The 25,267-nt window shown below is 69.5% G+C and carries 17 protein-coding genes; 5 read left to right on the top strand and 12 right to left on the bottom strand.

All coding sequences use genetic code 11. From position 1 onward, the window contains the following. Positions 1 to 76 precede the first annotated feature (76 nt). From AB0I71_RS04305 to AB0I71_RS04270, 8 genes are all read right to left on the bottom strand, one after another. On the bottom strand, positions 77 to 2,188 hold the full coding sequence (locus AB0I71_RS04305; protein WP_357581811.1) for a cellulose binding domain-containing protein: 2,112 nt from the start codon (positions 2,186 to 2,188) through the stop codon (positions 77 to 79). Positions 2,189 to 2,528: 340 nt separating this feature from the next. Continuing rightward, positions 2,529 to 3,698: a hypothetical protein gene (locus tag AB0I71_RS04300; protein WP_357581810.1), complete on the bottom strand. Its 1,170-nt coding sequence runs from the start codon at positions 3,696 to 3,698 to the stop codon at positions 2,529 to 2,531. 3 nt (positions 3,699 to 3,701) lie between these two features. Continuing rightward, entirely contained in the window at positions 3,702 to 4,862 is a 1,161-nt protein-coding gene (locus AB0I71_RS04295) for an L-tyrosine/L-tryptophan isonitrile synthase family protein (protein ID WP_357581809.1), read from the bottom strand. A 206-nt stretch (positions 4,863 to 5,068) separates the two neighbouring features. Beyond that, the gene (locus AB0I71_RS04290; protein ID WP_357581808.1) at positions 5,069 to 6,697 is read right to left on the bottom strand and encodes an isovaleryl-CoA dehydrogenase; all 1,629 of its coding nucleotides are present in this window, start codon (positions 6,695 to 6,697) and stop codon (positions 5,069 to 5,071) included. Then, positions 6,694 to 6,846: a hypothetical protein gene (locus tag AB0I71_RS04285; RefSeq protein WP_357581807.1), complete on the bottom strand. Its 153-nt coding sequence runs from the start codon at positions 6,844 to 6,846 to the stop codon at positions 6,694 to 6,696. Before AB0I71_RS04285 ends, AB0I71_RS04290 begins: the two co-directional genes overlap by 4 nt. Beyond that, positions 6,822 to 7,292, bottom strand: coding sequence for a helix-turn-helix domain-containing protein (locus AB0I71_RS04280; protein ID WP_357581806.1), 471 nt, complete (start codon positions 7,290 to 7,292; stop codon positions 6,822 to 6,824). Before AB0I71_RS04280 ends, AB0I71_RS04285 begins: the two co-directional genes overlap by 25 nt. Positions 7,293 to 7,353: 61 nt before the next feature. After that, positions 7,354 to 8,235, bottom strand: coding sequence for a helix-turn-helix domain-containing GNAT family N-acetyltransferase (locus tag AB0I71_RS04275; protein WP_357581805.1), 882 nt, complete (start codon positions 8,233 to 8,235; stop codon positions 7,354 to 7,356). 15 nt (positions 8,236 to 8,250) lie between these two features. Beyond that, entirely contained in the window at positions 8,251 to 9,546 is a 1,296-nt protein-coding gene (locus AB0I71_RS04270; RefSeq protein WP_357581804.1) for an MFS transporter, read from the bottom strand. A gap of 330 nt (positions 9,547 to 9,876) precedes the next feature. On the opposite strand from AB0I71_RS04270, the gene AB0I71_RS04265 reads away from it, so the two are divergent. Continuing rightward, entirely contained in the window at positions 9,877 to 12,621 is a 2,745-nt protein-coding gene (locus tag AB0I71_RS04265; RefSeq protein WP_357581803.1) for a beta-L-arabinofuranosidase domain-containing protein, read from the top strand. Between the two features lie 341 nt (positions 12,622 to 12,962). Here the strand turns inward: AB0I71_RS04265 and AB0I71_RS04260 are convergent, their stop codons facing one another. Beyond that, entirely contained in the window at positions 12,963 to 13,100 is a 138-nt protein-coding gene (locus tag AB0I71_RS04260) for a hypothetical protein (protein ID WP_357581802.1), read from the bottom strand. A gap of 4 nt (positions 13,101 to 13,104) precedes the next feature. On the opposite strand from AB0I71_RS04260, the gene AB0I71_RS04255 reads away from it, so the two are divergent. Beyond that, on the top strand, positions 13,105 to 14,481 hold the full coding sequence (locus AB0I71_RS04255) for an endo-1,4-beta-xylanase (RefSeq protein ID WP_357581801.1): 1,377 nt from the start codon (positions 13,105 to 13,107) through the stop codon (positions 14,479 to 14,481). Between the two features lie 112 nt (positions 14,482 to 14,593). On the opposite strand, the gene AB0I71_RS04250 is transcribed toward AB0I71_RS04255, so the two are convergent. Beyond that, positions 14,594 to 15,583 carry a LacI family DNA-binding transcriptional regulator gene (locus AB0I71_RS04250; protein WP_199172344.1) on the bottom strand — a complete coding sequence of 330 codons (990 nt, stop codon included), beginning with the start codon at positions 15,581 to 15,583 and terminating at the stop codon, positions 14,594 to 14,596. 717 nt (positions 15,584 to 16,300) lie between these two features. Here AB0I71_RS04250 and AB0I71_RS04245 point away from each other — a divergent pair. The 3 genes from AB0I71_RS04245 to AB0I71_RS04235 all read left to right on the top strand — a co-directional run bounded on the left by AB0I71_RS04245 (position 16,301) and on the right by AB0I71_RS04235 (position 21,084). Continuing rightward, positions 16,301 to 17,818, top strand: coding sequence for a ricin-type beta-trefoil lectin domain protein (locus tag AB0I71_RS04245; protein ID WP_357582008.1), 1,518 nt, complete (start codon positions 16,301 to 16,303; stop codon positions 17,816 to 17,818). Between the two features lie 73 nt (positions 17,819 to 17,891). Next, positions 17,892 to 19,709, top strand: coding sequence for a family 43 glycosylhydrolase (locus AB0I71_RS04240; RefSeq protein WP_357581800.1), 1,818 nt, complete (start codon positions 17,892 to 17,894; stop codon positions 19,707 to 19,709). 208 nt (positions 19,710 to 19,917) lie between these two features. After that, positions 19,918 to 21,084 (top strand): hypothetical protein, encoded by a 1,167-nt coding sequence (locus AB0I71_RS04235; RefSeq protein ID WP_357581799.1) that lies wholly within the window; start codon positions 19,918 to 19,920, stop codon positions 21,082 to 21,084. 192 nt (positions 21,085 to 21,276) lie between these two features. On the opposite strand, the gene AB0I71_RS04230 is transcribed toward AB0I71_RS04235, so the two are convergent. Together AB0I71_RS04230 and araA are read right to left on the bottom strand one after the other, a co-directional pair. Continuing rightward, entirely contained in the window at positions 21,277 to 23,370 is a 2,094-nt protein-coding gene (locus AB0I71_RS04230; RefSeq protein WP_357581798.1) for a family 43 glycosylhydrolase, read from the bottom strand. Positions 23,371 to 23,753: 383 nt separating this feature from the next. After that, entirely contained in the window at positions 23,754 to 25,256 is a 1,503-nt protein-coding gene (gene araA / locus AB0I71_RS04225) for an L-arabinose isomerase (protein ID WP_357581797.1), read from the bottom strand. Positions 25,257 to 25,267: the final 11 nt, after the last annotated feature.

Below are 25,267 nucleotides of genomic sequence, written 5' to 3'. Positions count from 1 at the left end.
GCACCGCATCGGCAAAATCACCAGTCCCGGCGTCGCCGGTGGAGCGGCGGTGGCTCCACCGGCGACGCCGACGGCCTCAGCTGACGGTGCAGAGGGTGCCGTTGAGCCGGAACGCGGTAGGCGTGACGTTCGGTCCGCTGTACTCCCCGACGAAGCCGGCGCTGGTGCCACCCCCGGCGGGGATCCGACGGTTGTCGTCGGTGCCGGTGACCCGGACGGTGGTGCCGACCTGCTCCCAGTTCGCGCTCCAGCCGCTGCCCACCCGCTGCCACGTCGTGGGCCACGTCCAGGTGAGCGTCCAGCCGTCGACGGCGGTGTCCGAGTTGTTGACGATGTCGACGTTCGCCACGTAGCCGTTGCCCCAGTCCGTGGTCCGGGTGAAGCGGACGCCGCACGCGCTGGTGGCCGGGCTGCCGGTGGTGAAGGTCAGCGGCGGCGACGCCCATGAGACCCGGCCCGCGGTGTCGCGGGTCAGCACGTTGACCGTGTACCTGCCGCCGGGCACGAGGTTGCCGACGGTCAGCGAGGTACCCGAGGTCTCGCCGAGCTGCTCACTCACCGCGCCGTACTGCCGGTACACCTCGTACTTGGCGATCGGGCTGGCGCCCCGGGTCGCCGCCGGCCAGGAGATCGTCGCGGTCCGGTCGGTGACGTCGGCGACCGTGGGCTGCCCCGGAGCACCGGGCTTCCCGGTGGTCGGCGCGGCCGGCCGCACCACGAGCGTGGTCAGCGAGTACGGCGGCAGGGTCCGGCTTGTCGCGCTGCCGGACCGGCTGGTCGCGATGGCGGTGGCGCCGTTGGTGTGGGTGTGGACCGTCGGCTCCTCGCCCGACGGGGCGAAGCCGGCGTAGTCGATGCCGACCTCACGCGCGTTGTCCGGGTCCTTGTTGACCAGCAGCACCGCGACCTCGCCGTTGGCTCGGCGTACCGCGTGCGCGGTGACCAACGGCTCGTCGGTGGCCGCCCGGATGAACTGGTCACCGGTACCGGCGAAGCGGCTCATCATGGACAGTCCGTGATAGGCGGCGAAGGGCGTGTTCAACGGCGGCTCGCAGACCGACCCGTCCGAGGTGCAGGTGCCGCTGGAGAGCATGCCGAAGTCGCCGTAGTCGGTCTGCCCGGCCACCGTCGACACCTGCCCGATGCCGTTGCGCACATTCCACCAGTGGACGGTGAACACCCCGTTGGCCAGCAGCCCGCTGTACGCGTCGGCGAGGAACAGCGCGGCCGGCTGGCTGGTCATCCCCTGGGAGGTGACGTTCACCTCGGTGAGGCTGATGCCGATGCGACCGGCGTTCGGGCCGGCGTACCGGGTGATCTGCTGCCGGAGCAGGTGGACCGCGTCGGTGATGTGGCTGGTCCGGGGCAGCGACTCGGCGGCGCTGCCGCCCGGGTACCAGTGCACGTCCACGAAGTCGATCTTCTCGCCGGCGATGGACAGCACCGTCTGGTTCCACGGGCCCGGGTCGTCACCGGCGGTCAGCCCGTCGGGCCAGTTCGCCGGCATGGTGAGCACCGCACCGACCTTGATGCTCGGGTCGACGGCCTTCATCGCGTCGGAGTACGCGACCACCAGGTTCGCGTAGTAGGTGGCGCTCTTGTCGGGGTGGTGGTCGGCCTCCCACGCCGACCCGTAGTGGCCGTTGCCGTAGTTCTCGTTGCCGACCGTCCAGTAGCGGGCGTCGTAGCCCTTCGTCACGTTCGCGTACCGGACCCACTCGGCCGCTTCCTCCGGGGTGCCGGTGCCGTAGTTCGCGATGATCATCGGCTGGGCGCCGGCCCGCCGTACGCCGGCCATGAAGGTGTCGAAGTCGGTGCCGGGAGCGACGTAGCCGCCGGGGGCGGTGTGATCCCGCCAGTGGTAGATGTCGGCGTAGGAACCGCCTGGATAACGCATCATCTGCACACCGGCCGCTCGCAGCAGGTCCGACGTCTCGGTGGTGCCCAGTTGCGAGTCCCAGATGGCGTGGTTGACGCCGAGGGCGGTGTCGGGCACGGTGGCCAGTCCCGCCCGGGCGTTCACGGTCACCGTCACCGGCGTGGTCGCCGCGACAGCGTCCGGTTGGTCGATCCCGACAAGTGCGGCCGTGCCGAGCAGCAGGCCGACCGCGAGGAGGGAGTGCGCGCGTCGGGCGGATCGTCGGGGTGGGGACAGGTGTCGGACGCCGTGCCGGTCCGAGATCTTCATGATCGTCCTTCGTTGGTCACGCGGAGATCCACCGGTTCCGAGCCCGACGTGCCGGGCTCGGAACCGGTGGAACCAGAGACGAATCCGTCCTCGGCCGTCGTCCCCCGGGACCGTGGCGGTCCCGGTTGCCCATCGGGCGACGGTCACTCACACGCGCGACAACGCATCGGCGTCCAAGAATCCCACAGCATCGGGCCCGGCTCAACGCCCGGTTCGGTCCTCGGAACTATCAAGCCTCTTCGAAGTTGGGCGGGGTCGACTCCAACCAGCTGACACGTCCCGGCCGGACCGCTCCGCGAGCCACGATCGATTTCTCCGACCGGCCCCGTGACCGTGCCGGTCAGTGCAGCCCGAGCCGGGCGAGGTGTTGAACGACCGCCTCGACCTCGTCACGGCTGGCACCGGGCAGCAGTCCCGCGACCCTGCCGGGCGCGGCCGGATAGGGCGAAGCTGCCGGATCGAAGACGCCCAGCGGAATCAGTCCTGACCGCGCCGCGACGCCCAGCGTCCGACGCAGAGCCGGCCCGCTGGCGTCGACGCGCCAGGACCGGAAGCGCAGCAAGGGAGTACCGATGGCCGCGCGAATGCCGGGCGCCAGCAGCAGCGGCACGGTCGAACCGTTGAGCCGGAAGTTGAGGTCCAACACCAGGGTCCGGTCATCCTGCGTGGTCACGATGTCGAAGCCGGCGACACCCCGGTAACCGAGCCGGGCAGCCCGGTCAGCCACCGCCCGGCCCACCGCGATCAGGTCGGCCGGCGCCGGCTCGTCGCCGAGCCAGTTGCCGTGGTAGGCACCCTGATCGTCGGTGACCTGCGGGGCCGTTCCGAGATGGTCGATCCGGTCGTCGGTGATGACGAATTGGACGCAGTGGTTCGCCCGGATCGCAAGATACTCCTCCACCACCACGCTCCGGCAGTTGGCGAACCTAGCCGCCGCCCGGTCCAGGTCGCCGGGATGCCGGCAGATGACCACGGCTTGGCCAGCGCCGCTGGAAAGGTCGGTGGCGGCTTTGAGCACCACCGGCGCCGCCAGCCGCATCCGGGCCAGCTCCTCCCGGGGTACGACCTCCCGGCGGGGACGGTGCCTGGCGGGCACCAGTCGATCGAGATTCGCCTTGTTGTTCAGTGCCGCCAGCAACCGTGGCGGGATCCAGTAACTGCCGACCGCCAGCTCGCGCTCGGGCAGGAGGTGCTGGACCACGACCGATCCCGAGCGTGTGCCGAGGTCCCGCAGGATCGCGGCGAGATCCTCCGGTCCCTGGTAGCGGATCAGCTGCTTGGCCACGTCCAGGCCGACGGTTCGCAACAGGTCGAGGATCCAGTCGGTGGCCGTCGCACCCGCGCAGACCACCGCGAGGTCGCCTGCGACGGTGAGCTGGCCGCCGCTGATCGAGTCGAGCAGCGCGTTGTCCGGTGGCAGGAAGTGGTAGGGGGTGAACGACGGACGTGGCAGGAACACGCGACCCGGCCCGTAGATATCAGCCAGCGTGAGGGCTGCCCGGATGGCCAAGGATCAGTCCTTTTGCTCGTAGTAGAACGGAGTGGCCTCACCATCCAGATAAACCGCCGTATACCGCTGTGGGTGCTGGTATATCTCGCTTTCGTATACGCAGTCGACCTCACCGTCGGGGCGTAGTACCGCTACTCCGTGCCACGGCACGATCCTTGTCCGTTCGTTGACCAGGTACGGCGAATACTGCCCGGGTTTGGGATGCACCGTGCCACGCAGCGCAGCGGGGAAACGCTGGCCGAGTAGATCCAGCCGGCGGATGGTGACGAGAAAGCACATGTAACCGAAGGCCGTGGCATGCGCCTGGGTGTGGATCGCAGCACGCATCGCGCGAACCGCGGCCACCGCCTGCTCGTCACCCTCCCCGAATTTCACCAGTTTGCTGGCCGCAGCGTGGATGGCGGCACTGTTCGTGCCGAGTTTCATGCTCTCCACCAGCTCGTCACGAAACGGATAGTCCGGCTTCGCCCATTCCTGCCGCAGCTCGGCGGTGACCTGATGGTGCAGGGCGGTGAACTCTTCGAGCCGGGCGTCGACCAGCGACTGGAGATCGACGAAGTCGATCGTGCCGGTCAACCCCATCCGCTCCACGAGGGCGGCCAGCTGGCGGGGATAGCCAGCAAAGGACTGCCAGGTGTAGCCGTAGAAGGGGGCGTAGGCACGGCCGTCCAGGCAGATGATGAAGCGCACCCCCGGTGGGTAGCAGAGCCGTACGTGCGCGGCGATCTGGGCAAGCCGACGGAATGCCGCCGCCTCTCCGAGATCCGGCTCAGTCCGTAGGTGGGTCAGTGGATTCGCCGGGCGCGCGGGAAAGGACGGGATGACGATTTCCACCGGGGCGGCGGCGATCACCCGCTCGGTGATGCACGCCAGGAAGTCGTCTGCGTACGCCCTTACGTTCTCGACCGGGCCACGCCGATAGCGGTCGAGTAGCAGCACGTCGAGAATCGCCTCTGCGACCGCTCGGGGGGTGTCGCTCCCAGGGCGGGGCACCGGGGTCAGTTCGTGCTCCGCCACAGCACTCCAGCCGGCCAGGTCGAAGCTGGTGATCAGCCGCCCCTCGATCGGCCGCCAAGTGGCAGCCGCGCCGATCAGCCGGTCGAGGTCACCGTCGAGTGCAGGCTTGGAGAACGAGACGTAGGAGTAACGGTTATCAGGCACCACGCACCGTCCACCACTCGAATTGATGAACTGGATCGAAAGATCCTCATGGACCTTAGCTTGTTCTCAAGGGCTGAACAAGCTCCGATAAATGGGCCAATTGCATCGGAACGGCCTCGTCGAAAATTCCAGTCCATTTCATTACGAACGATGCCAGGACAGCCAATCGGGGTGGCGACCGTCGCACGCCACTGCGGCACCCGGCCCGGTCAGCCCACCTTCGGGGTGGCCCGGTCGATGATCGCGGCGAAGTCGACGCCGGCCGGCAGCGTGCCGTACGCCTGCCCCCGGTCACCACCGAGCCGGGACGCGCAGAAGGCGTCGGCGACGGCCGGATGACCGTGCCGCACCAGCAACGCACCCTGCAGCACAAGCGCCAGTTGCTCGACCACCCGACGGGCACGTACCTCCAGATCGGCCGGATCGGCGAGCGCGGCCCGCACCTGGCGGACCGCGGCGTCGAGCCGGGCGTCGGCACCCGCCGCGGCGTCCACCTCCGACTGGAACGCCGCCATCACCTCCGGCTGGGTGGCCAGCGCACGCAGCACGTCCAGCGCGGCGACATTCCCGGAGCCCTCCCAGATGGAGTTCAGCGGCGACTCGCGGAACAGTCGCGGCATCCCGGACTCCTCCACGTAGCCGTTGCCGCCCAGACATTCCAGGGCCTCCGCGGCGTGACCGGGCCACCGCTTGCAGACCCAGTACTTGCCGACAGCGAGGGCGATCCGCTTGAACGCGGTCTCCGCCGCGTCGCCCCGGGCGGACCGGTCCGTCGCCCCGGCCAGGCGCATCATCAGTACGGTGGCGGCCTCGGACTCCACCGCCAGGTCGGCCAGCACGTTCCGCATCAGCGGCTGGTCCACCAGGTATCTGCCGAACGCCCGCCGGTGGGCGGCGTGATGCGTGGCGGTGACGACCCCGTGACGCATGCCGGACGCCGCGCCGATCACGCAGTCCAGGCGGGTCAGGTTCACCATGTCGATGATGGTGCGCACACCCCGGCCCTCGTCACCGACGCGCCAGGCCACCGCCTCGTCGTACTCCACCTCGCTGGAGGCGTTCGAACGGTTGCCGAGCTTGTCCTTGAGTCGCATCAACCGCATCGGGTTGCGGGTGCCGTCGGGAAGCACACGCGGGACCAGGAAGCAGGTGAGCCCACCCGGAGCTTGGGCGAGGGTGAGGAAGAGGTCGCACATCGGCGCGGAGGTGAACCACTTGTGCCCGACCAGCCGGTAGCTGCCGTCGGATACCGGGCGTGCCGTGGTGGTGTTCGCCCGCACGTCCGACCCGCCCTGCTTCTCCGTCATCGACATGCCGGCCAGCAGTCCCTGCTTGCCCTGCGGCTCACGCAGCCCGAAGTCGTAGCTGCGGGCGGTGAGCAGCGGCTCGTAGCGAGCGGCGAGGTCGGGGGCGTGCCGCAGCGCCGGCACCGCCGCGTACGTCATCGAGATCGGGCAGCCGTGACCGGCGTCCGGACGCCACACGTGGAACTTCGCGGCCCGGGCCACGTGCGCGCCGGGCCGCTCGTCGCTCCAGGGCGCGGCGTGCAGGCCGTGCTCCACGGCGGTACGCATCAACTCGTGCCAGGAGGGGTGGAACTCCACCTCGTCGACCCGGTGGCCGTAGCGGTCGTGGGTACGCAGCACCGGCGGGTGTTCGTTGGCCAGCCGGCCGTGCTCGGCCGCCTGCTCGGTGCCGGCCAGTCTGCCGAGTTCGTGCAGCTCGGTTGTGGCCCAGCCGGCCCCTTCCCGGGCCAGCGCGTCGAGCAGGGCGGGTTCGTCCGCCGTGTCCTGGCCGACCAGCGGCGGAACCTGGTTCAACACCTCGTGTGTGCTCACGACGGAACTCCCAACGCGCGGTGGATGAAGGTGATCAGGCCCGCGATGGTGTCCGGACCGGCGACCCCGGCGGCCAGCGGACCCACCATCGCCTCGGCCAGGGCACCCACCACGGCGGTGGAGGTCAGCTCGGGATCCTGCGGTGGCAACTCGCCGCCGGCCACCCCGTCGGCGATGTAGCCGGCCAGCAGCGCCGCGTGGGCGCGCCGGAAGACCAGCCGCTGTGCCTCCACCGCCGGATCGACCGGCTCGGCGAGCAGGGCGTACGCCAGCCGTGGGATCGCAGGGCCCGACCGGCGAAGGTCTCGATGACCGCCCGGACCCGCGCGGCGGCCGTGCCCTCGGCGGCGGCGGCCCGGGTGACGGCGTCGATCTCCCGCTGGCTGGCGGTGCGGAACACCTCGGCGAAGAGGTCGGCCTTGGCCGGGAAGTGCCGGTAGACGCTCCCGGTGGCCACCCCGGCCCGCTCGGCGACGGCCGCGACCGAGCAGCCGGCGTAGCCGTGCTCGGCCAGGATGCCGAGAGCCGCGTCGACGATCCGCTCGCGCGAGGCGGTCAGCCGTGCCCTCACCCGCTCGGTGCTCCGGTACGCCACACCAAGAATTGAATCATCATTCATTTCTTGGCGGCAAGATGGGCCGGGTCGGACCGGACAGTCAGTCCAGCGACTTGGCGAACCAGTGGTGCGCGTACGGATTGCTGTTGTACGGCGGAATCTCCCGGTAGCCCGAGCTGCGGTAGAGCCGGATCGCCTCGGTGAGGCTGCGGTTGGTGTCCAGGCGGACGCTGCGCGCGCCGGCTGCGGCGGCATGCCGCTCCAACTCGTTCAGCAGGCGCCGGCCGACACCGAGGCCGCGCACCGACGCCGACACCCACAGCCGTTTGATCTCGGCGGGTTCGCCCGGCGGCAACCGCACCGCGCCACAGCCCACCGCCTCGGTCGCCAGGGTGGCCACCAGGAACAGCCCGGCCGGCGGCACCAGTTCGTGATCGTCGACTCCGCTGCCGGCCGGGTCGAAGCCCGAGTCGAACCGGGCGGCGAGTTCCCGCGCGTACGCCCGCAGGCAGGCCCGGGCCTGCGGCTCACCCGGATGGCCGGGCCCGATGGCGACGAGCGAGGCCATCAGCAGGTGCTCCACCTCGGCCATCGCGGTGGTGAGCCGGGTCCGCTGGCCGTCGGTCAGTGGCGCCAGCACCGCCCAGGCCAGGTCGTCGGACCTGCCGTCGAGCAGTTCCCACTCGGCGCGGCCGGCCTCGGTGAGGCGCGCGGTGCGTACCCGCCCGTCGCTCTCGCCGGGCCCGACGACCACCAGGCCGGCCCCCTCAAGGGTGCGCAACAGTCGGCTCAGGTAGCCGGCGTCGAGATCCAGCCGGGTGCGCAGGGCCGCCACCTCGGCACCGCCCGGGCCGATCTCCCAGAGCAGCCGCGACTGCGCGAGCGGCCGGTCCCGGGCGAGATAGCTGTCGTCAAGCGCGCCGACGCGCTGGGTCACCGTGCGGTTGAAGCGCCGCACCAGGTCGACAAGTGCACGATCCATGATTGCTGACTTTAGTCAGATATTCCGGCGGCGGGTAGCCGCAGGGGTGATTACCGGGGACGCGTGGCGCAGGGCCGGCACCGCCAGGGCCGCCAGCCCGGTCACGACGAGTACGCCCGCGCAGCCGCGCAGCACCGCCGGAACGGGTGCGGCCTCCGCCACGAGGCCGAACCCGTTTGTCGTCACCAGCAACGGCAGGCTCTGGGCGAGGACCAGCACGGACTGCACCCGGGCCAGGTGGGTGAGCGGTGTGGCGGCCAGCACCAGCGGACCGACGTGCGTGGCGAAACCCCCGGAGCCGACACCGACGACCACACCGGCCAGGACGGCCGGCAGCGGGGTGCGTCCGGCCGCGAGCACGACCACACCTCCGGCGGCCACCAGCAGACCGACGGCGGCAACCACGCCCGGACGGGAGGACGCGCCGCACAGCAGTACGCCCACCGCGACGGCGGCGGTGCCCAGCGCCATCGCCGCGACCACCGCGCCGGTGGCCGATGGTGACCAGTCCCGCTGCCGGGCCAGCAGGGGCAGCAGCAGGCTGCCGACCGGCAGGAGGAACCCGGCGGCCACCCCGGTCACCAGGAGCGCGGCTCGCAGCACCGGCACCGACCAGGCGAGGCGCAGCCCGTCCAGCACGCCCGAAGCCGGCGGGCCCGAAGCCGGCGGGCCCGAAGCCGGCGGGCCCGAAGCCGGCGGGCCCGAAGCCGGCCCGGCGTCACCCCGGCGGTCGACAGTGGGACGGACCACCAACAGGACCGCAAGCATCACCAGGAAGGTCGCGGTGTTGCTCAGCGCCACCCCGGCGAGCCCGGCCACGCCGAGCAGCAGGCCGCCCAGCGGCGGACCGGCGAACAGTGCGAACTGCCCGGCGAGTTGGCGGGCCGACAGCGCGCGGGCCAGCGCCTCCGGCGGCACCAGCCGCCGCGGCATCGAGCCCGAACTCGGTAGCTGGAAGGCGTCCACGGTCCCGATGGCCAGCGCGGCGAGCAGCAGCGGCAACCGGGGGTCGAGCGACGACCAGGTGGCGGCCGCCAGCGCCACGGTGACCACGATCATCGCCGCGTCCGAGACGAGCAGGACGAGCCAGGCGCCGAACCGGTCGGCCACCGCGCCGCCGACCAACAGCAGCAGTACCCGGGGCAGCACGATCGCGCTCGGCACCAGAGCGGCGAAGCGAGCTCCGTGCCCGGCCGCGGCCCAGGCCATCGCGAACGCCATCGCCTGCACGCCGATCAGACTCAGTGCGGTGCCGCCCACCCACACCCAGTACGCACCCGGCACCCTCGTCCGGTCCCCGCTCGTCGCCACCACCACAGACCCCCCGTCGCCGCCGACCGCCCGGCCGGCGTCGATGGAGGACGCCGGTCGACTGCCTTCGGCACCGTCCGACCTCGACCGGGTCGAGGGTCAAATCGGGGTCGCCGTTCCACATCTTGCGAACGCATATTGAGCCACGTATGTTAGCGATAACATCGATGGACTTGGTATAAGACGCCGGCACGGCGAACCACTCGCCGGGTCCAGTCGACGCGTGCTGCGCGTCGCGCGTCGACGCCATCGCACAGACCCTCGCCGCCCGGTCGGCCACCACCCCCGCCGGGTCGGGCGGCGCTGCCCCATGCCACCACGGAGGTCGTGATGCCCTACCCGTCCCTCAACCGTCGACACGTGCTCCGGGCCGCCGGTGCGGCCGCCGTCGCCGCCGCCGTCGGCCCCACGCTCGCCAACGGCACCGCCAGCGCGGCGCTCGCCCCGGTGCGGCCCGATCTCGGCGTCTCCGCCTACGCCTTCGAGCCGGGCCAGGTGCGGTTGACCGCCAGCCGCTGGCTGGACAACCAGAACCGCACGCTCAACTACCTGCGCTTCGTCGACGTCAACCGGCTGCTCTACAACTTCCGGGCCAACCACCGGCTCTCCACCGCCGGTGCCGCGGCCCTCGGCGGCTGGGAGGCACCCAACTTCCCGTTCCGCACCCACTCCCAGGGGCACTTCCTGACCGCCTGGTCGTACATGTGGGCGGTACTCGGCGACACCACCTGCCGGGACAAGGCCAACCAGATGGTGGCCGAGCTGGCCAGGTGTCAGGCCAACAACGCCGCGGCGGGCTTCAACACCGGGTACCTCAGCGGCTTCCCCGAGTCCGACTTCACCGCCGTGGAGAACCGCACGCTCAACAACGGCAACGTGCCGTACTACGCCATCCACAAGACCCTGGCTGGGCTGCTCGACGTGTGGCGGTACATCGGCAACAACCAGGCCCGTGACGTCCTGCTGGCGTTCGCCGGCTGGGTCGACTGGCGCACCAGCCGGCTGACCTCGGCTCAGATGCAGGCGATGCTGGGCACCGAGTTCGGCGGCATGAACGCGGTGCTGACCGACCTCTACCAGCAGACCGGCGACGCCCGGTGGCTCACCGCCGCCCAACGGTTCGACCACAACGCCGTGTTCAACCCGCTCGCGGCCAACTCCGACCAGCTCAACGGGCTGCACGCCAACACCCAGGTACCGAAGTGGATCGGCGCGGCGCGCGAGTTCAAGGCCACCGGCACCACCCGGTACCGGGACATCGCCAGCAACGCGTGGAACATGACGGTCAACGCGCACACGTACGTCATCGGCGGCAACAGCCAGGCCGAGCACTTCCGGGCACCCAACGCCATCGCCGGATACCTGCGCAACGACACCTGCGAGGCGTGCAACACGTACAACATGCTCAAGCTGACCCGGGAGTTGTGGCTGCTGGACCCGAACCGCGTGGCGTACTTCGACTTCTACGAGCGAGCCCTGCTCAACCACCTGGTCGGTGCGCAGAACCCGGCCGACAACCACGGCCACATCACCTACTTCACGCCGTTGAATCCCGGCGGGCGGCGGGGCGTGGGACCGGCCTGGGGCGGCGGTACCTGGAGTACCGACTACAACTCCTTCTGGTGCTGCCAGGGCACCGGCCTGGAGAGCAACACCACGCTCATGGACTCGATCTACTTCCACAACGGCACCACGCTCACGGTGAACCTGTTCATGCCCTCGGTGCTCAACTGGTCCCAACGCGGCATCACTGTCACCCAGACCACCACCTACCCGGTCGGCGACACCACGACCCTCACCGTCACCGGCAACGTCAGCGGCTCCTGGGCGATGCGAATCCGCATCCCGGCCTGGACGCAGGGCGCGACGGTGAGCGTCAACGGCACCACGCAGAACATCACCACCACCCCGGGTTCGTACGCGACCCTCACCCGGTCCTGGACCTCCGGCGACACGGTGACCGTACGGCTGCCGATGCGCGTGATCGTGCAGGCGGCCAACGACAATCCGAACGTGGTCGCCCTGACCTACGGTCCGGCGGTGCTCTCCGGCAACTACGGCAACACCGCGCTCTCCGCGCTGCCCGCCCTGGCCACCACCTCGGTCACCCGGACCAGCACCTCGGCGTTGACCTTCACCGCCACCGCCAACGGCTCCACTGTCAACCTGGGTCCGTTCTACGAGGCGCACGGGCACAACTACACCGTCTACTGGAGCGCCAACGGCCAGTCACCGGGCGGGACGACGGCAACGTTCCGGCTCGCCAACGTGGCAAGTGGCCTGGTACTCGGCATCGAGAACATGTCCACCGCCGACGGGGCCCCGGCGTTGCAGTGGGCCGACAACGGCACCGCGGACCACGACTGGCAGCTTGTCGTCGACGGCAGCGCGATCAAGCTCCGCAACGCCAACAGCGGCAAGGTGCTCGGCGTGCAGGACATGTCGACAGCCGACAACGCACAGGTCCTGCAATGGTCGGACACCGGCACGGCCGACCACCGGTGGACGATCGTGGACGTCGGGGACGGATCGCACAAGATCCGCAACGGGCACACCGGCAAGCTGCTCGCCGTCCTCAACGGCTCCACCGCTCAGGGTGCCCGAGTCGTCCAGGATCCGGACAACGGCACGTCGGACAACCAGTGGCGGTTCCTGCCCAACGGCACCCGCCGGATCCAGAACCTGGCCACCGGCCTGGTACTCGGCGTTCAGAACATGTCCACCGCCGACGGCGGCCTGGTGATCCAGTGGGGTGACACCGGCACCGCCGACCACCTCTGGACCGCGATCGTGGACAGCGGCGGCTATCTGCGGCTGCGCAACTCCAACAGCGGCAAGGTGCTGGGCGTGGAGAACGGCAGCAGCGCCAACGGCGCCCGGGTGGTGCAGTGGGCCGACAACGGGGCGGCCAGCAACCGGTGGCGGTTGCGGTACGCCGCGAACGGCTACTTCCGGATCCAGTCCGCCAACGGCGGGCGGGTTCTCGGCGTCACCGGCGCCTCGTCCAGCCAGGGCGCCCAGATCGTGATCTGGGACGACAGCGGCGCGGGCGACCACCGTTGGCGTTTCATCTGAGCCTGAGCACCTGCCACCGAGGCCGGTGTGCAGGACCCGCCACGGGGCGCGCACACCGGCCTCCACGACGGTCCGGAACCGTCACCACATTCACCATCATCGCTTGAGCATGTTATCGATAACATGCTAACTTCGGGGCAGGGAGCACGGGCACGCTCCTGTTCGAGATCACCGGCCACCGGGCCGAGGCGGCCACCCGCCGACCCCGCCCGGTGGCCTGTCCGGGCCGGCATCCGCGAGACGCCGCGCGCTGTCCATCCGCGCGGAAGGGCACGCCTCGACGGCACAGATCACCGCGCCACCCCGGGGGACGGCCGCTGCCAAGAGCGGACCGGAACATCTCAACCCACCGCGTAACCCGCGCGATCCGCGTCCGGGTCGGCCTCGCCGTGCCCGGATCCGGACGCCCGGGCCGGGACCTCCGCCGACGGCACCTGCTCCGCAGCGGAGAGCCGGGACCACCACCATCGAAAGGGCACGTCGATGACACTCAGAACCAGCGGAGGCAGAGTCGCGGGCATCCGCCCACGTACCGTGCTGATGTCCGTCGCGGCGACTGCCGCGCTGCTCGTCTCCACCGCGCTCATCGCGCCCTCCGCGCACGCCGCCGCCAGCACCCTCGGCGCGGCGGCAGCGCAGAGCGGTCGCTACTTCGGTGCTGCCACCAACTCGTTCCAACTCTCCAACGGCGCCTACGCCACGATCCTGAACCGCGAGTTCAACTCGATCGTGGCCGAGAACGAGATGAAGTGGTACGCCACCGAGCCTCAGCAGAACTCCTTCAGTTTCAGCGCGGGTGACCGGCTCGTCGCGCACGCCCGGGCCAACGGGATGTCCGTCCGGGGCCACACCCTGCTCTGGCACGCTCAACAGCCGGGCTGGGCGCAGAACATGTCAGGCACCGCGCTGCGCAACGCGGCGATCAACCACGTCACCCGGGTAGCCACCCACTACCGGGGGCAGATCCATTCGTGGGACGTGGTGAACGAGGCGTTCGCCGACGGTGGCAGCGGCGCGCGGCGGGACTCGAACCTGCAACGCACCGGCAACGACTGGATCGAGGCCGCGTTCCGGGCCGCCCGCGCGGCCGACCCCGGTGCCAAGCTCTGCTACAACGACTACAACACCGACGGCATCAACGCGAAGTCGACAGGCATCTACAACATGGTGCGCGACTTCAAGCAGCGCGGCGTACCCATCGACTGCGTCGGCTTCCAGTCCCACCTGGGCACCACGATCGCCAGCGACTACCAGGCCAACCTGCAACGCTTCGCCGACCTGGGCGTCGACGTCCAGATCACCGAGCTGGACGTCGCCGAGGGAGGCAACCAGGCGAGCATCTACGAGCGGGTGACCCGGGCCTGCCTGGCCGTGACGCGGTGTACCGGCATCACGGTGTGGGGTGTCTGGGACGCCGCCTCCTGGCGAGATGACAACCCGCTGCTGTTCGACCGCAACGGGAACAAGAAGCCCGCGTACACGTCGGTGCTCAACGCGCTGAACAGCGTCAGCGGACCGAACCCGACGAACCCGCCGCCGACCACCACCACGCCTCCGCCGCCCGGCGGTGGCGCCTGCTCGGCGTCGGTGTCGCTGAACTCGTGGAACGGCGGCTTCGTGGCCACCGTCCGGGTCACCGCCGGCAACGCCGCGATCCGCGGCTGGACCGTGCGGATCACGCTGCCTGGCGGCGCGGCGGTCACCGGCACCTGGAACGCGCAGGCCAGTGGCAGCACCGGGACGGTGAACTTCAGCAACGTCAGCTACAACGGCCAGGTCGGCGCGGGCGGTAGCACCGAGTTCGGCTTCCAGGGCACCGGCACCGGCCCCTCCGCCACCCCCACCTGCACCGCAACCTGACCCACCCACCCACTCCCCCACCCCTGCCGGGATGGGGGGACCCAGGTTGATCAAGAGGTTCTGGTCGCGCCAAACGCGACCAGAACTTCTTGATCAGCTCATCGGAAGTGATTCAGCGGCGGGGAGGTGGGGCGACGCTGCGGCGCGCCACCAGGGTGGGGGCGATGGTCTCGCGCAACGCGCCGCCGCTCACCGACTCGATCTGGGTGAGCAGCATCTCCAGGCTCGCCCGGGCCACCGCGCCGAAGTCCGGTCGCACGGTGGTCAGCGGCGGGATGAAGTACGCGGCCTCCGGCACGTCGTCGAAGCCGACCACGCTTATGTCGTCCGGCACCCGGCGACCGTGCTCGTGCAGGGCCCGCAGCACCCCGAGGGCCAGGTGGTCGTTGGCGGTGAAGACCGCTGTGACGTCCGGCATCCGGGCCAGCATCTGCCCGCACCGGTAACCGGCCGCCGCGGACCAGTCCGCCGGCACCAGCGGCGGGATCTCCGCGCCGGCCGAGGTCAGTGCCTCCCGCCAGCCCTCGATGCGGCCGGCACTGTCGAACCAGTCGGACGGACCGGAGACATGCCAGACCGTACGGTGCCCGGCGTCGAGCAGGTGCTGGGTGGCGGCCCGGGCGCCGGCCGCCTGGTCCACTGTCACCAGCGGCATCGGCCGGTGGGGATCCCCGTCCACGGTCACCAGCGGCACGTCCTTGGGTAGCCGCTCCAGCGCCTCACCGGCCGACTCCACCGGCGCGATCACCACGATGCCGGCGACCCGGTGTGCCAGGTGCCGCTCGACCACCGCGGAGATCGACCGATGGTCGAGGTCGCGCACACTGCCCACGCTCACCGCGAAACCGGACTCGGCGGCCGTCTGCTCCAGCGCAGCCAGCAGGGAGGCCGGGCCGTAGAGGGTGGTGTTCTGAGCCACCACCCCGATCACCTGCGACCTGCCGGTGACCAGCGCACGGGCCGCTCGATTCGGCCGGTAGCCCAGCTCGGCGATGGCCGCCTGCACGCGCAGCCGGGTCTGCTCGCGGACGTTCGGGTGACCGTTCAGCACGCGTGAGACCGTCTGATGGGAAACACCGGCGAGGCGGGCCACGTCCGTCATCGCAGGATCGCGTACGGCCATCTCACACTCCCCGCAATCCAGTCATCGCCGCAGCCCGTCGGCGATGACTGGCACGGCTCAGGTACAAAGATCCCCTCGCGCGGTGCCCACGCCGGCCGTGCCGTCCGGGTGGAGAGCGCTAGATCACGCACAGTCTAGCGCCAGCAGCGGCCCCGGTGACCGGCGGCCCGACCGCGTCCGCCGCACAGCTTCTCCCAGAGTCTTCTGTTAGCGGTCACACCGGCATTCCGCTGAGTACCGCCCGAAGCCCGCACAGTGCGCCAGGATGCCGCGCAGCTGGCAACAGGCAATTTACAGACATTGATGATAGCGATAACATTTTCGTCATCGGAACGGTACCTGTCGGCACGTCACGGCTGGCGCCGTCCAGGCCCGAAACGGCGTGACGACCGGTGCCAGCCGAGCCCTGCGCGTCGGCGCCCCGCACGACAGCGCGCGTGAGCGGGGCGTCGGGTCGGGATCCACCACCAGCACAGTTCCACGGCCGCACCCCCGCCGACCGCCGCGACGCCGGCAACCGGTGGCCGAACCGATGACCGCACTGACAAGGAGGAATTCAACGTGCGTAGCGCAAGAAGGTGGCTGACCGCCGCCCTCGGCATCCTGGCGGTGACGCTCACCGCGAGCTTCGCCGACGGGGTCATCTCCCCCAAGCCGGCGCAGGCGCTGAACAACGGCGTCGCCCGTACCCCGCCGATGGGCTGGAACACCTGGAACACGTTCGGCTGCAACATCAATGAGACCCTGATCCGGCAGATGGCCGACTCGATCGTCAACCAGGGTCTGCGCGACCTCGGCTACAAGTACGTCGTCGTCGACGACTGCTGGTTCGATCCGAACCGGGACGCGCAGGGCAACCTCCAGGCCCACCCGCAGCGGTTCCCGAGCGGCATGAAGGCCCTCGGCGACTACCTGCACTCCCGTGGCCTGCTGTTCGGCATCTACCAGGCACCGCTGGACCGCACCTGTGCCCAGTACTTCAACTCCTTCCCCGGCGCCACGGGCAGCCTGGGACACGAGTACCAGGACGCCCGGCAGTTCGCCGCCTGGGGCGTGGACTACCTCAAGTACGACTGGTGCTCCCCCACCGGCACCATCAACGATCAGGTGGCGCGGTTCAGCATCATGCGCGACGCGCTGGCGGCCACCGGCCGGCCGATCGTCTACAGCATCAACTCGAACAGCATCCACGAGAAGACCGGGCCGCAACGCAACTGGAGCGACGTGGCGAACCTCTGGCGGACCACCGAGGACATCACAAACACCTGGGACAGCGGCCAGACCAACGGGTACCCGATGGGCATCCAGAACATCGTCAACGTGAACGTGCCGTTGGCCGGCTACGCCGCACCGGGCGGATTCAACGACCCGGACATGCTTGAGGTCGGCAACGGTGGGATGAACGACACCGAGATGCGCAGCCATTTCGCGCTCTGGGCGATCATGGCAGCGCCGCTGATGATGGGCAACGACCTGCGCTCGGCCAGCACGGCGACGCTGGACATCCTGCGGAACCAGAACCTGGTCGCGATCAACCAGGACACGCTGGGACTCCAGGCCGTCCAGGTCTCCCATGACGGCACCCGACGGATCCTGGCCAAGCGCCTGGCCAACGGTGACGTCGCGGTCGCCCTGTTCAACCAGGGCAACTCCACCACGACGATCTCCACCACGGCGGCGGCTATCGGCAAGACCGGCAGCTCGTTCACGCTGCTCAACGCGTGGACAAACGGCACCTCGACGACCACCGGCACCATCTCCGCGAGCGTGCCGGCACACGGCACCGTGGTGTACCGGGTCAGCGGCGGCGGCACCACCGACCCGCCGGTCCCGAGCACCTTCCGGCTGCGCAGCGAGTCCTCCGGGCGCTGCCTCGATCTCGACAACTCCAACACCGCAAACGGCACCGGCACCCTGATCTGGGACTGCCACGGCAACCCCAACCAGCAGATCAGCCAGCAGGGCCAGACGCTGCGGGTTCTCGGCAAGTGCCTGGACGTGCCGACGAACGCGGTAAACGGCACCCGGGTGCAGATCTGGGACTGCAACGGCGGCACCAACCAGCAGTGGACCTTCAACGCCAACGGGACGGTGAGCAACGGCCGCTTCCCCTCGCTGTGTCTGGACGTGAACAACGCCGGTACGGCCAACGGGACCGCGGTGATCCTCTGGTCCTGCCACGGCAACGCCAACCAGCGATGGAGCCGGGCATGAGGACCGGACGGCAATCGTGGGCACGCGGCGCGACGCCGCGTGCCCGCACCACCCGGCACCCTGGAGGTGTCGCATGACGCCGCGGGCCGCGCGTAGGAGTGCGACGGGGCTCCGCCGCCTCGTCGCCGTGCTCGCGAGCGTGGCCTGCACGATCGCCCTGCTACCCGGCACCGCGCGAGCCGACAACCCGATCGTCCAGCACATCTACACCGCCGACCCGGCACCGATGCTGCACAACGGCCGGGTGTACCTCTACACGGGACACGACGAGGACGGCTCCACCTACTTCACCATGCGTGACTGGCGGGTCTTCTCCTCGGCCGACATGGTGAACTGGACCGACCACGGCACGCCGATGAGCCTGGCCACGTTCGCCTGGGCGGACGCCAACGCGTGGGCCGGGCACGTCATCGCCCGTAACGGGAAGTTCTACTGGTACGTGCCCGTCCGGCAACGCTCGAACGGGCAGATGGTGATCGGGGTGGGGGTCGCGGACAGCCCGACCGGGCCGTTCCGTGACGCACTCGGCCGTCCGCTCGTCGGCAACGGCGAGATCGATCCGCACGCGTTCATCGACGACGACGGCCAGGCGTACCTGTACTGGGGCAATCCGAACCTGTGGTACGTACGGCTCAACTCCGACATGATCTCGTTTTCCGGTGGCCCGACCCAGATCCCGCTGACCACTGCGGGCTTCGGTACCCGTACCGGTAACGCCAGCCGGCCCACCCTCTACGAGGAAGGGCCGTGGGTCTACAAGCGCAACGGGCTCTACTACAACGTGTTCGCGGCGGAGTGCTGCTCGGAGTTCATCGGCTACTCGACGGCACCCGGCCCGACCGGTCCGTGGACGTACCGGGGAACGGTCATGCCCCGGCAGGGCTCCAGCTTCACCAATCACCCCGGCGTGATCGACTTTGCCGGCGGATCGTACTTCTTCTATCACAACGGCGCGCTGCCCGGCGGTGGCGGCTACACCCGGTCGGTCGCCGTGGAGAAGTTCACCTACAACTCCAACGGCACCATCCCCACAATGAACATGACCACCGCCGGGGCGCCCCAGGTCGGCACGTTGAACCCGTACGTGCGACAGGAGGCCGAGACGATCGCCTGGGGGTCCGGCATCGAGACCGAGCCGTCCAGCGAGGGTGGCATGAACGTCGGCTGGATCGAGAACGGCGACTACATCAAGGTCAAGGGGGTCGCTTTCGGCACTGGGGCGACCACCTTCTCCGCGCGGGTCGCCTCGGCCACCAGCGGTGGCCGCATCGAGGTCCGGCTGGACAGCGCCAGCGGCCCGCTCGTCGGCACCTGCACGGTGGCCGGCACCGGCGGTTGGCAGAACTGGACGACAACCAGCTGCGGGGTGAGCGGAGCCACCGGTACCCGCGACCTCTACCTGCGCTTCGCCGGTGGCAGCGGCAACCTGTTCAACGTCAACTGGTGGCAGTTCGCCGGTGGCGGTAGCGCCCCCACGGCCTACCGGATCACCAATCGCAACAGCGGACAGGTCGTCGACGTGCAGCAGCCCAACCTCGACAACCTCGCGGTGATCGGCCAGTGGAGCAGCAACGGCAGCGCCTGGCAGCAGTGGCGCTTCCTCGACGCCGGCAACGGCAACGTCCGGCTGCAGAGCGTGCACAGCGGCAAGTGCGTCGACGTACGCGACGTCTCCACCGCCGACGGCGCGCAGATCATCCAGTACACCTGCCACGACGGCCTGAACCAGGTCTTCAGCTGGCGGTCGACGGGTGACGGCTACCACCAGCTGGTAAACGTCAACAGCAGCAAGTGCCTGAACGTGGTCGGCGGCTCGACCGCTGCCGGCGCTGCCCTTGAGCAGCGGACGTGCGGCTCCGCGACCAGCATGCAGTGGACCCGCGCTGCCTGAGCCACAGGACTGCTGTGGAGGGGTATGTCACTGAGGCATGATCATGTCTCAGTGACATACCCACTCCGCAGGTAGTGCCTCTCGTGCCAACCTGACGTCCTTCTGTCGGGCATCCGCCGGAGTGTGAAGTCAGGTATCCGATCGGCTGGCGGGTCAGCAGCGACTACCGTCCCCCTTTCCGGGGTGTCGACAAGAGACGGTGGACGCGATGACGGACGATTGGCGAATTACCCTCGAAGAGCTGCACTGTGTCGACGCCGACGAGGACGGCGGCGATGGGGACGAGCCAATGTTCGCGGTGATCGGATTCCGCAGCCGATTCGGAATTTCCGGCTCTACCCGCGTCTGGCGGCTTCCTGTCGACGGCGACAAATGGCCGACCGGGGTGCGGTCACATTTGTTCTATCCGATCGACCCAGCGGTCGGGGCGGTCGACTTTCCCGAGGTCCGCAGGATGCGTCCCGGCACCATCGATGCCGAGGTGTTCGGTGTCGTCATCGTCGCGGCGGAACGAGATGGGAGCCCGCCGTCGATCGCCGCGCACCTCATGGACCAGGCGGTCACGGTCCTGCACGGGGAGCTTGTCAGACTGCTGGAAAACCGGCATCTCACCATCTTCGTGCCGCAGGAGGCGCAGGAAGAGGTCGAGTCGACGATTGCCTCGATCGCGGCGGCTGTCGACCCTCCTCTTCGCAGCAAGATCGCAATCTGGGCTGCGTCCGGGGCCGACCCGGACGACCAGCTTGGAATGCAGTTGCTCGTCTTCACCAATTTCCGTGGCCTGGCGATTCCCTGGGTCCGCCCGTTGGCACACGGTTCGTCAATGCTGCTCGACTTCCGCGGCAGGTCCGTGCATTATCGGCTCCGGGTCAGGCTCGATCGGACTCGGGAGGAAGTACCCACCTTCGCCCCGGTCACCTTCGAACCGCAGTGCGCACCCCTGGCATACCGGGTCATCCCGCTCCCCGAAGCGGTGGAGATGGTCCGGCGCGGATCCGGTGCCGACCTCCAATTCGAGATCGAGTTGCTCGACGGCGCGACCAGCCGCACCGGATTCGGTTCTCAGCCTCGCCATCACCCCGGCCAGTACCACGCGCCAAGCGTCTTCGTCACCGGCGGCACCTACGGCGAGGCGATTTCCATGTCCGCAGTGGAGTGCCGTGACGGGCGCGTGACCACCGCCCGATGGAAGGCGCAGATCCTCCTCGGCCGCACCGCCGTCGGCGATCCCGGCCCGCACACCCTGCACGTCCTCATCAACGATGTGGACCTCTGGTACGCGCCGCTGAGTCAGAACGGCACCGTCTGGCAGGGCGGCGACGGCCAGCCACGATCCGTGCAGGTGACGAGCAGACGCCGACCGACCCTGCACTGACGACGCCGCACGGACGGGTGCCGGGTGGGACGTTTCCCACCCGGCACCCGCACTTCCCCCGGCGGCCGGCGGCGGCGTTCTGCCGGACCGGAGGAGGGGCCTGTCGCCCGCTCGGCGGGCAGACGACAGGCCCCGGTCCGTGGGTGACGACCCGGCGATGGTCGGTACGGCGCCGGGACCGCCACCGCTACGTCACGGCGTGGCCAGCTCGAACCGCCGTACCGTGACCGCGCCGCCCAGCGCCTGGGTGGCGTGGTTGAAGATGGCGAACCGGTACCCCATGAAGAACGTCCAGTTGTTGTTGAGCGTCAGGGCGTTGCCCAGCGGGACGAAGGTGACCCCGTCGGTGCTGTAGGAGAAACGCGCCTGTCGTCCGGAGCCGGGCCGGATGTCGGCGTTGGCCCGCAGCCAGATCCGGCCGCCGGAGACCGCGGCGCTGGCGACCTCGCTGCCGGTGCTGGTGGTGTCCCAGTTGCTGTTCATGTTCAGCCCGTTGGTCATGACGACCCTGGTGGTCCCGTTGTCCCGCCGGACGCCGATCCACGCCGAGACGTCCCGCAGCATGGCCAGGCCGGTGCGATCGCCGTCGCGCATCGTCGAGTAATCGATCTCGACCGTGCCGGTCGAGGTCGGCCCCTGGATACGGTGGGTGATCGTGTTGCGTGCCTGATACAGGTCGTTGGTCACGGTGGCGGTCTGCAGGCGCAGTCCGTTGTTCACCGACCACCGGCTGTTGTCCGGGTTGTGGTTCCATTCCCACTGCGGACCGAGGGTGGTGCCGGCGAACGTGTCGGCGCCGGTGAGCGGCTTGACCGGGCGCAGCGGCAGCGGGTTCGGGTAGTTGACCCCCCAGGCGCCGTTTACCGTCTGCACCTGCGGCCAACCGTCCGCGGTCCAGGTGATCGGTGCGAGAGTCGGCATCCGGCCGCCCGGGTACGCGTCGGTGAAGGCCATGTAGTACCAGGAACCGTTCGGCAGCTGCACCAGTCCGCCCTGGTGCGGCACCCCGCCGCCGGAGATCGGGCCCTGCATGTTGAGCAGCACCTGGCGCTGCTCGTACGGGCCGAAGGGACCGTTCGTGGACTTGAGCACGTACTGGCCGTTGGCCGGACGGGTCAGCCAGATGTAGTAGGCACCGTTGCGCTTGTAGAAGCGCGCGCCCTCCAGGGTGCCGATGCTCGACGGGGTCTGGTAGACCTGCTGGGCCCGGACCTGGCTGCGTCCGTCGGCGGAGAGCTGAGCCACGCTGATGGTGCCGTTGCCGTACGCGACGTACATGGTGTCGTTGTCGTCGATGAGCATTCCGGCGTCGTAGTAGCACTGGGGCAGGGTGGCGTGTCGGCTCCAGGTGCCGTCGACGGCCGTCGCGGTGTAGATGTGGGTCTGGGCGAAGTTGATGCACCCGGCCCAGTAGTAGGTCTGGTTGCTCGGCCGGTAGTTCAGCGTGGAGGCCCAGATGCCCTCCACGTACGCCTGTTGCCCAGCAGGCAGGTCGTACTTGGTACCGAAGTCCAGGCGGGGTACCGAGTGCCCGGCGAACTCCCAGTTCACCAGGTCGTACGAGCGCAGGATCGGGGCACCTGGCGAGTAGTGCATGGTGGAGGCGGTCATGTAGTACACCTCGCCGACCCGGATGACCTCGACGTCGGCGAAGTCCTGCCAGACCACCGGGTTGGTGAAGCTGCCGCCGGGGGGCGTGCCGGGGTTACCGCCGCTGCCGACCTGAACCAGTTGCCACTGCTGGTTGGCCCCGCCCCAGTCGTCGTACTGCACGATGTTGCCGCCGTCGGCGGTCGAGGCGTTCTGCACCTCCATCGCCTTGTTGGAGTTGCGGTTGATCAGCCGGACGTAGCCACCGGCCGAGTCGGCCAGCCGGAACTGCTGGTTGGTCCCGTTGTGGTCGCTCCACTGCACGATCGAGGCACCGTTGGCGGTGGAGAAGTTGTACACGTCGAGCACCTTGCCCGAATGCCGCGAACGCAGCCGGTAGTAGCCGCCGCCGGAGTCGACGAACTGCCACTGCTGCCACGCACCGTCGTTGCGCGCCCACTGGGTGATCCGCGCACCGTCGTTCGTCGCCTGGTTGTAGACGTCGAGCGCCTTGCCGCTGTTGCGGTTGACCAGCACGTACCAGGCGTTTGTGTCCACAGTGGCGGCGGCCGCCGGCGATGGTGCCACCGCCGCGAGGGAACCGCCCACCACCATCGCCGCCAGGACGGCGACCGCGCGCGACAGCCAGCCGCGCCGGCCCGGCACGGCTCGTGGGACCTCACCAATGGCAATCATGATCCTCCTTCAGCATGCGAGCAGAACGAACAGCGGGACGGTCTCTCTGCGGCCTACGCCGTCGCTGTTCCTATGCGACGTGTGATCGCTAACATGACCGCTCTGCCCAGGGAGAGATCAGGTGACCACCAGCTTCACAGCAACGTGGCACGTCCCGGACGGCCACAGATATCGTCCGTCTTCACTACGACTGTGAGCGATAACACGGCCTTCGTCAAGACGTAACATCGATGACTCACGTACTGCTCGGCGGAAGCTGTTGCGGTCCCCGGCCGGCGGGGTGGCACGCCGGCCGGGGACCCTGCCACCCGCAGGCGCGGGCAGCCGCTGGCGTGGCGGACGGGCCGCTGCGGCCGGTCCACCACGCCAGCATCCGATGGCGGTCAGAACCCCCGGGCGAGCCGGTAGTACGCCTGGTTCCAGCGCAGCTCGTCGGCGAACCGCCGGGGATCGGTGTCGGCGTCGATGACGACCAGTTCGGTCCGGCTCATCTCGGCGAGATCGTGCAACTCCTCCACGCCCACCGCCTGGGACAGCACCGTGTGGTGCGGAGCGCCCGCGGTGATCCACGCCTCGGCGGAGCCGGGCAGGTGCGGCCGTGGCCGCCAGACCGCCCGGGCGACCGGCAGCCGGCGCAGTGGGTGCGGCGGGGTGACCACGTCGACCTCGTTGGCCACCAACCGGAACCGCTCGCCCATGTCCGCCAGGCCGAGCACCACCGCCGGCCCCGGCGCGGCGTCGAAGACCAGCCGGACGGGATCCTCGCGACCGCCGATGCTCAGCGGATGGATCTCCACGTTCGGCACGTCCCCGGCGATCGAGGGGCACACCTCGAGCATGTGGGCACCGAGCACCAGTTCCTCACCGGGGGTGAGGTCGTAGGTGTAGTCCTCCATGAACGAGGTGCCGCCCTCGGTGCCGACGGCCATCGCCTTGAGGGTGTGCACCAGCACCGAGGTCTTCCAGTCCCCCTCACCTCCGAAGCCGTAGCCGTCGGCCATGAGTCGCTGCACCGCGATGCCGGGCAGTTGACGCAGCCCGCCCAGGTCCTCGAAGTTGGTGGTGAACGCGCGGAAGCCACCGGCGTCGAGGAAGGTGCGCAGACCCAGTTCCAGCCGGGCGGCGTACCGCAGCGAGTCGTGCCGCTCGCCGCCGGGCCGCAGTTCGGCGGCGACCCGGAAGGTGTCGTCGTACTCCTTGACCAGGTCGTTGATCTGCGCCTCGGTCACCTCGTCGACCACCCGCACCAGGTCGTTGACGCCGTAGGTGTTCACCGAGACGCCGAAGCGCAGCTCCGCCTCGACCTTGTCCCCCTCGGTCACTGCCACGTCGCGCATGTTGTCGCCGAACCGCGCCAGCCGCAGCGAGCGCATCGCCGACCAGCCGATCGCCGCCCGGGTCCAGGCGCCGACGCGGGTGACCACGCGGGGGTCGGAGACGTGCCCGGCGACCGTCTTGCGGGCCACCCCGAGCCGGGTCTGGATGTACCCGAACTCCCGGTCGCCGTGGGCGGCCTGGTTCAGGTTCATGAAGTCCATGTCGATCTCGTCCCACGGCAGCAGGACGTTCGCCTGGGTGTGCAGATGCAGCAGAGGAGTCTGCAACGCGTCCAGGCCCGAGATCCACATCTTGGCCGGCGAGAAGGTGTGCATCCAGGCGATCACCCCGACCGCCCCCTGCGTCGCGGCATCCCGGCAGGTCCGCAGGATGTCGGCGCTTGTGGTCAGGACCGGCTTCCAGACCACCCGGGCGGGAATGTGCGGCGACTCGTCGAGCAGAGCGGCGATCTGACGGGACTGGTCGGCCACCTGCCGGAGCGTGTCCTCGCCGTACATTGCCTGGCTTCCGGTGAGGAACCAGACCTCGGGTTCAGGGTGTGTTGCCATGGGAGTTGCCT

It is taken from the genome of Micromonospora sp. NPDC049891, assembly GCF_040660295.1.
Lineage (GTDB): Bacteria > Actinomycetota > Actinomycetes > Mycobacteriales > Micromonosporaceae > Micromonospora.
Note: the sequence above shows the minus strand (reverse complement) of the source record. Positions and strands in the feature narration are given on the sequence as shown.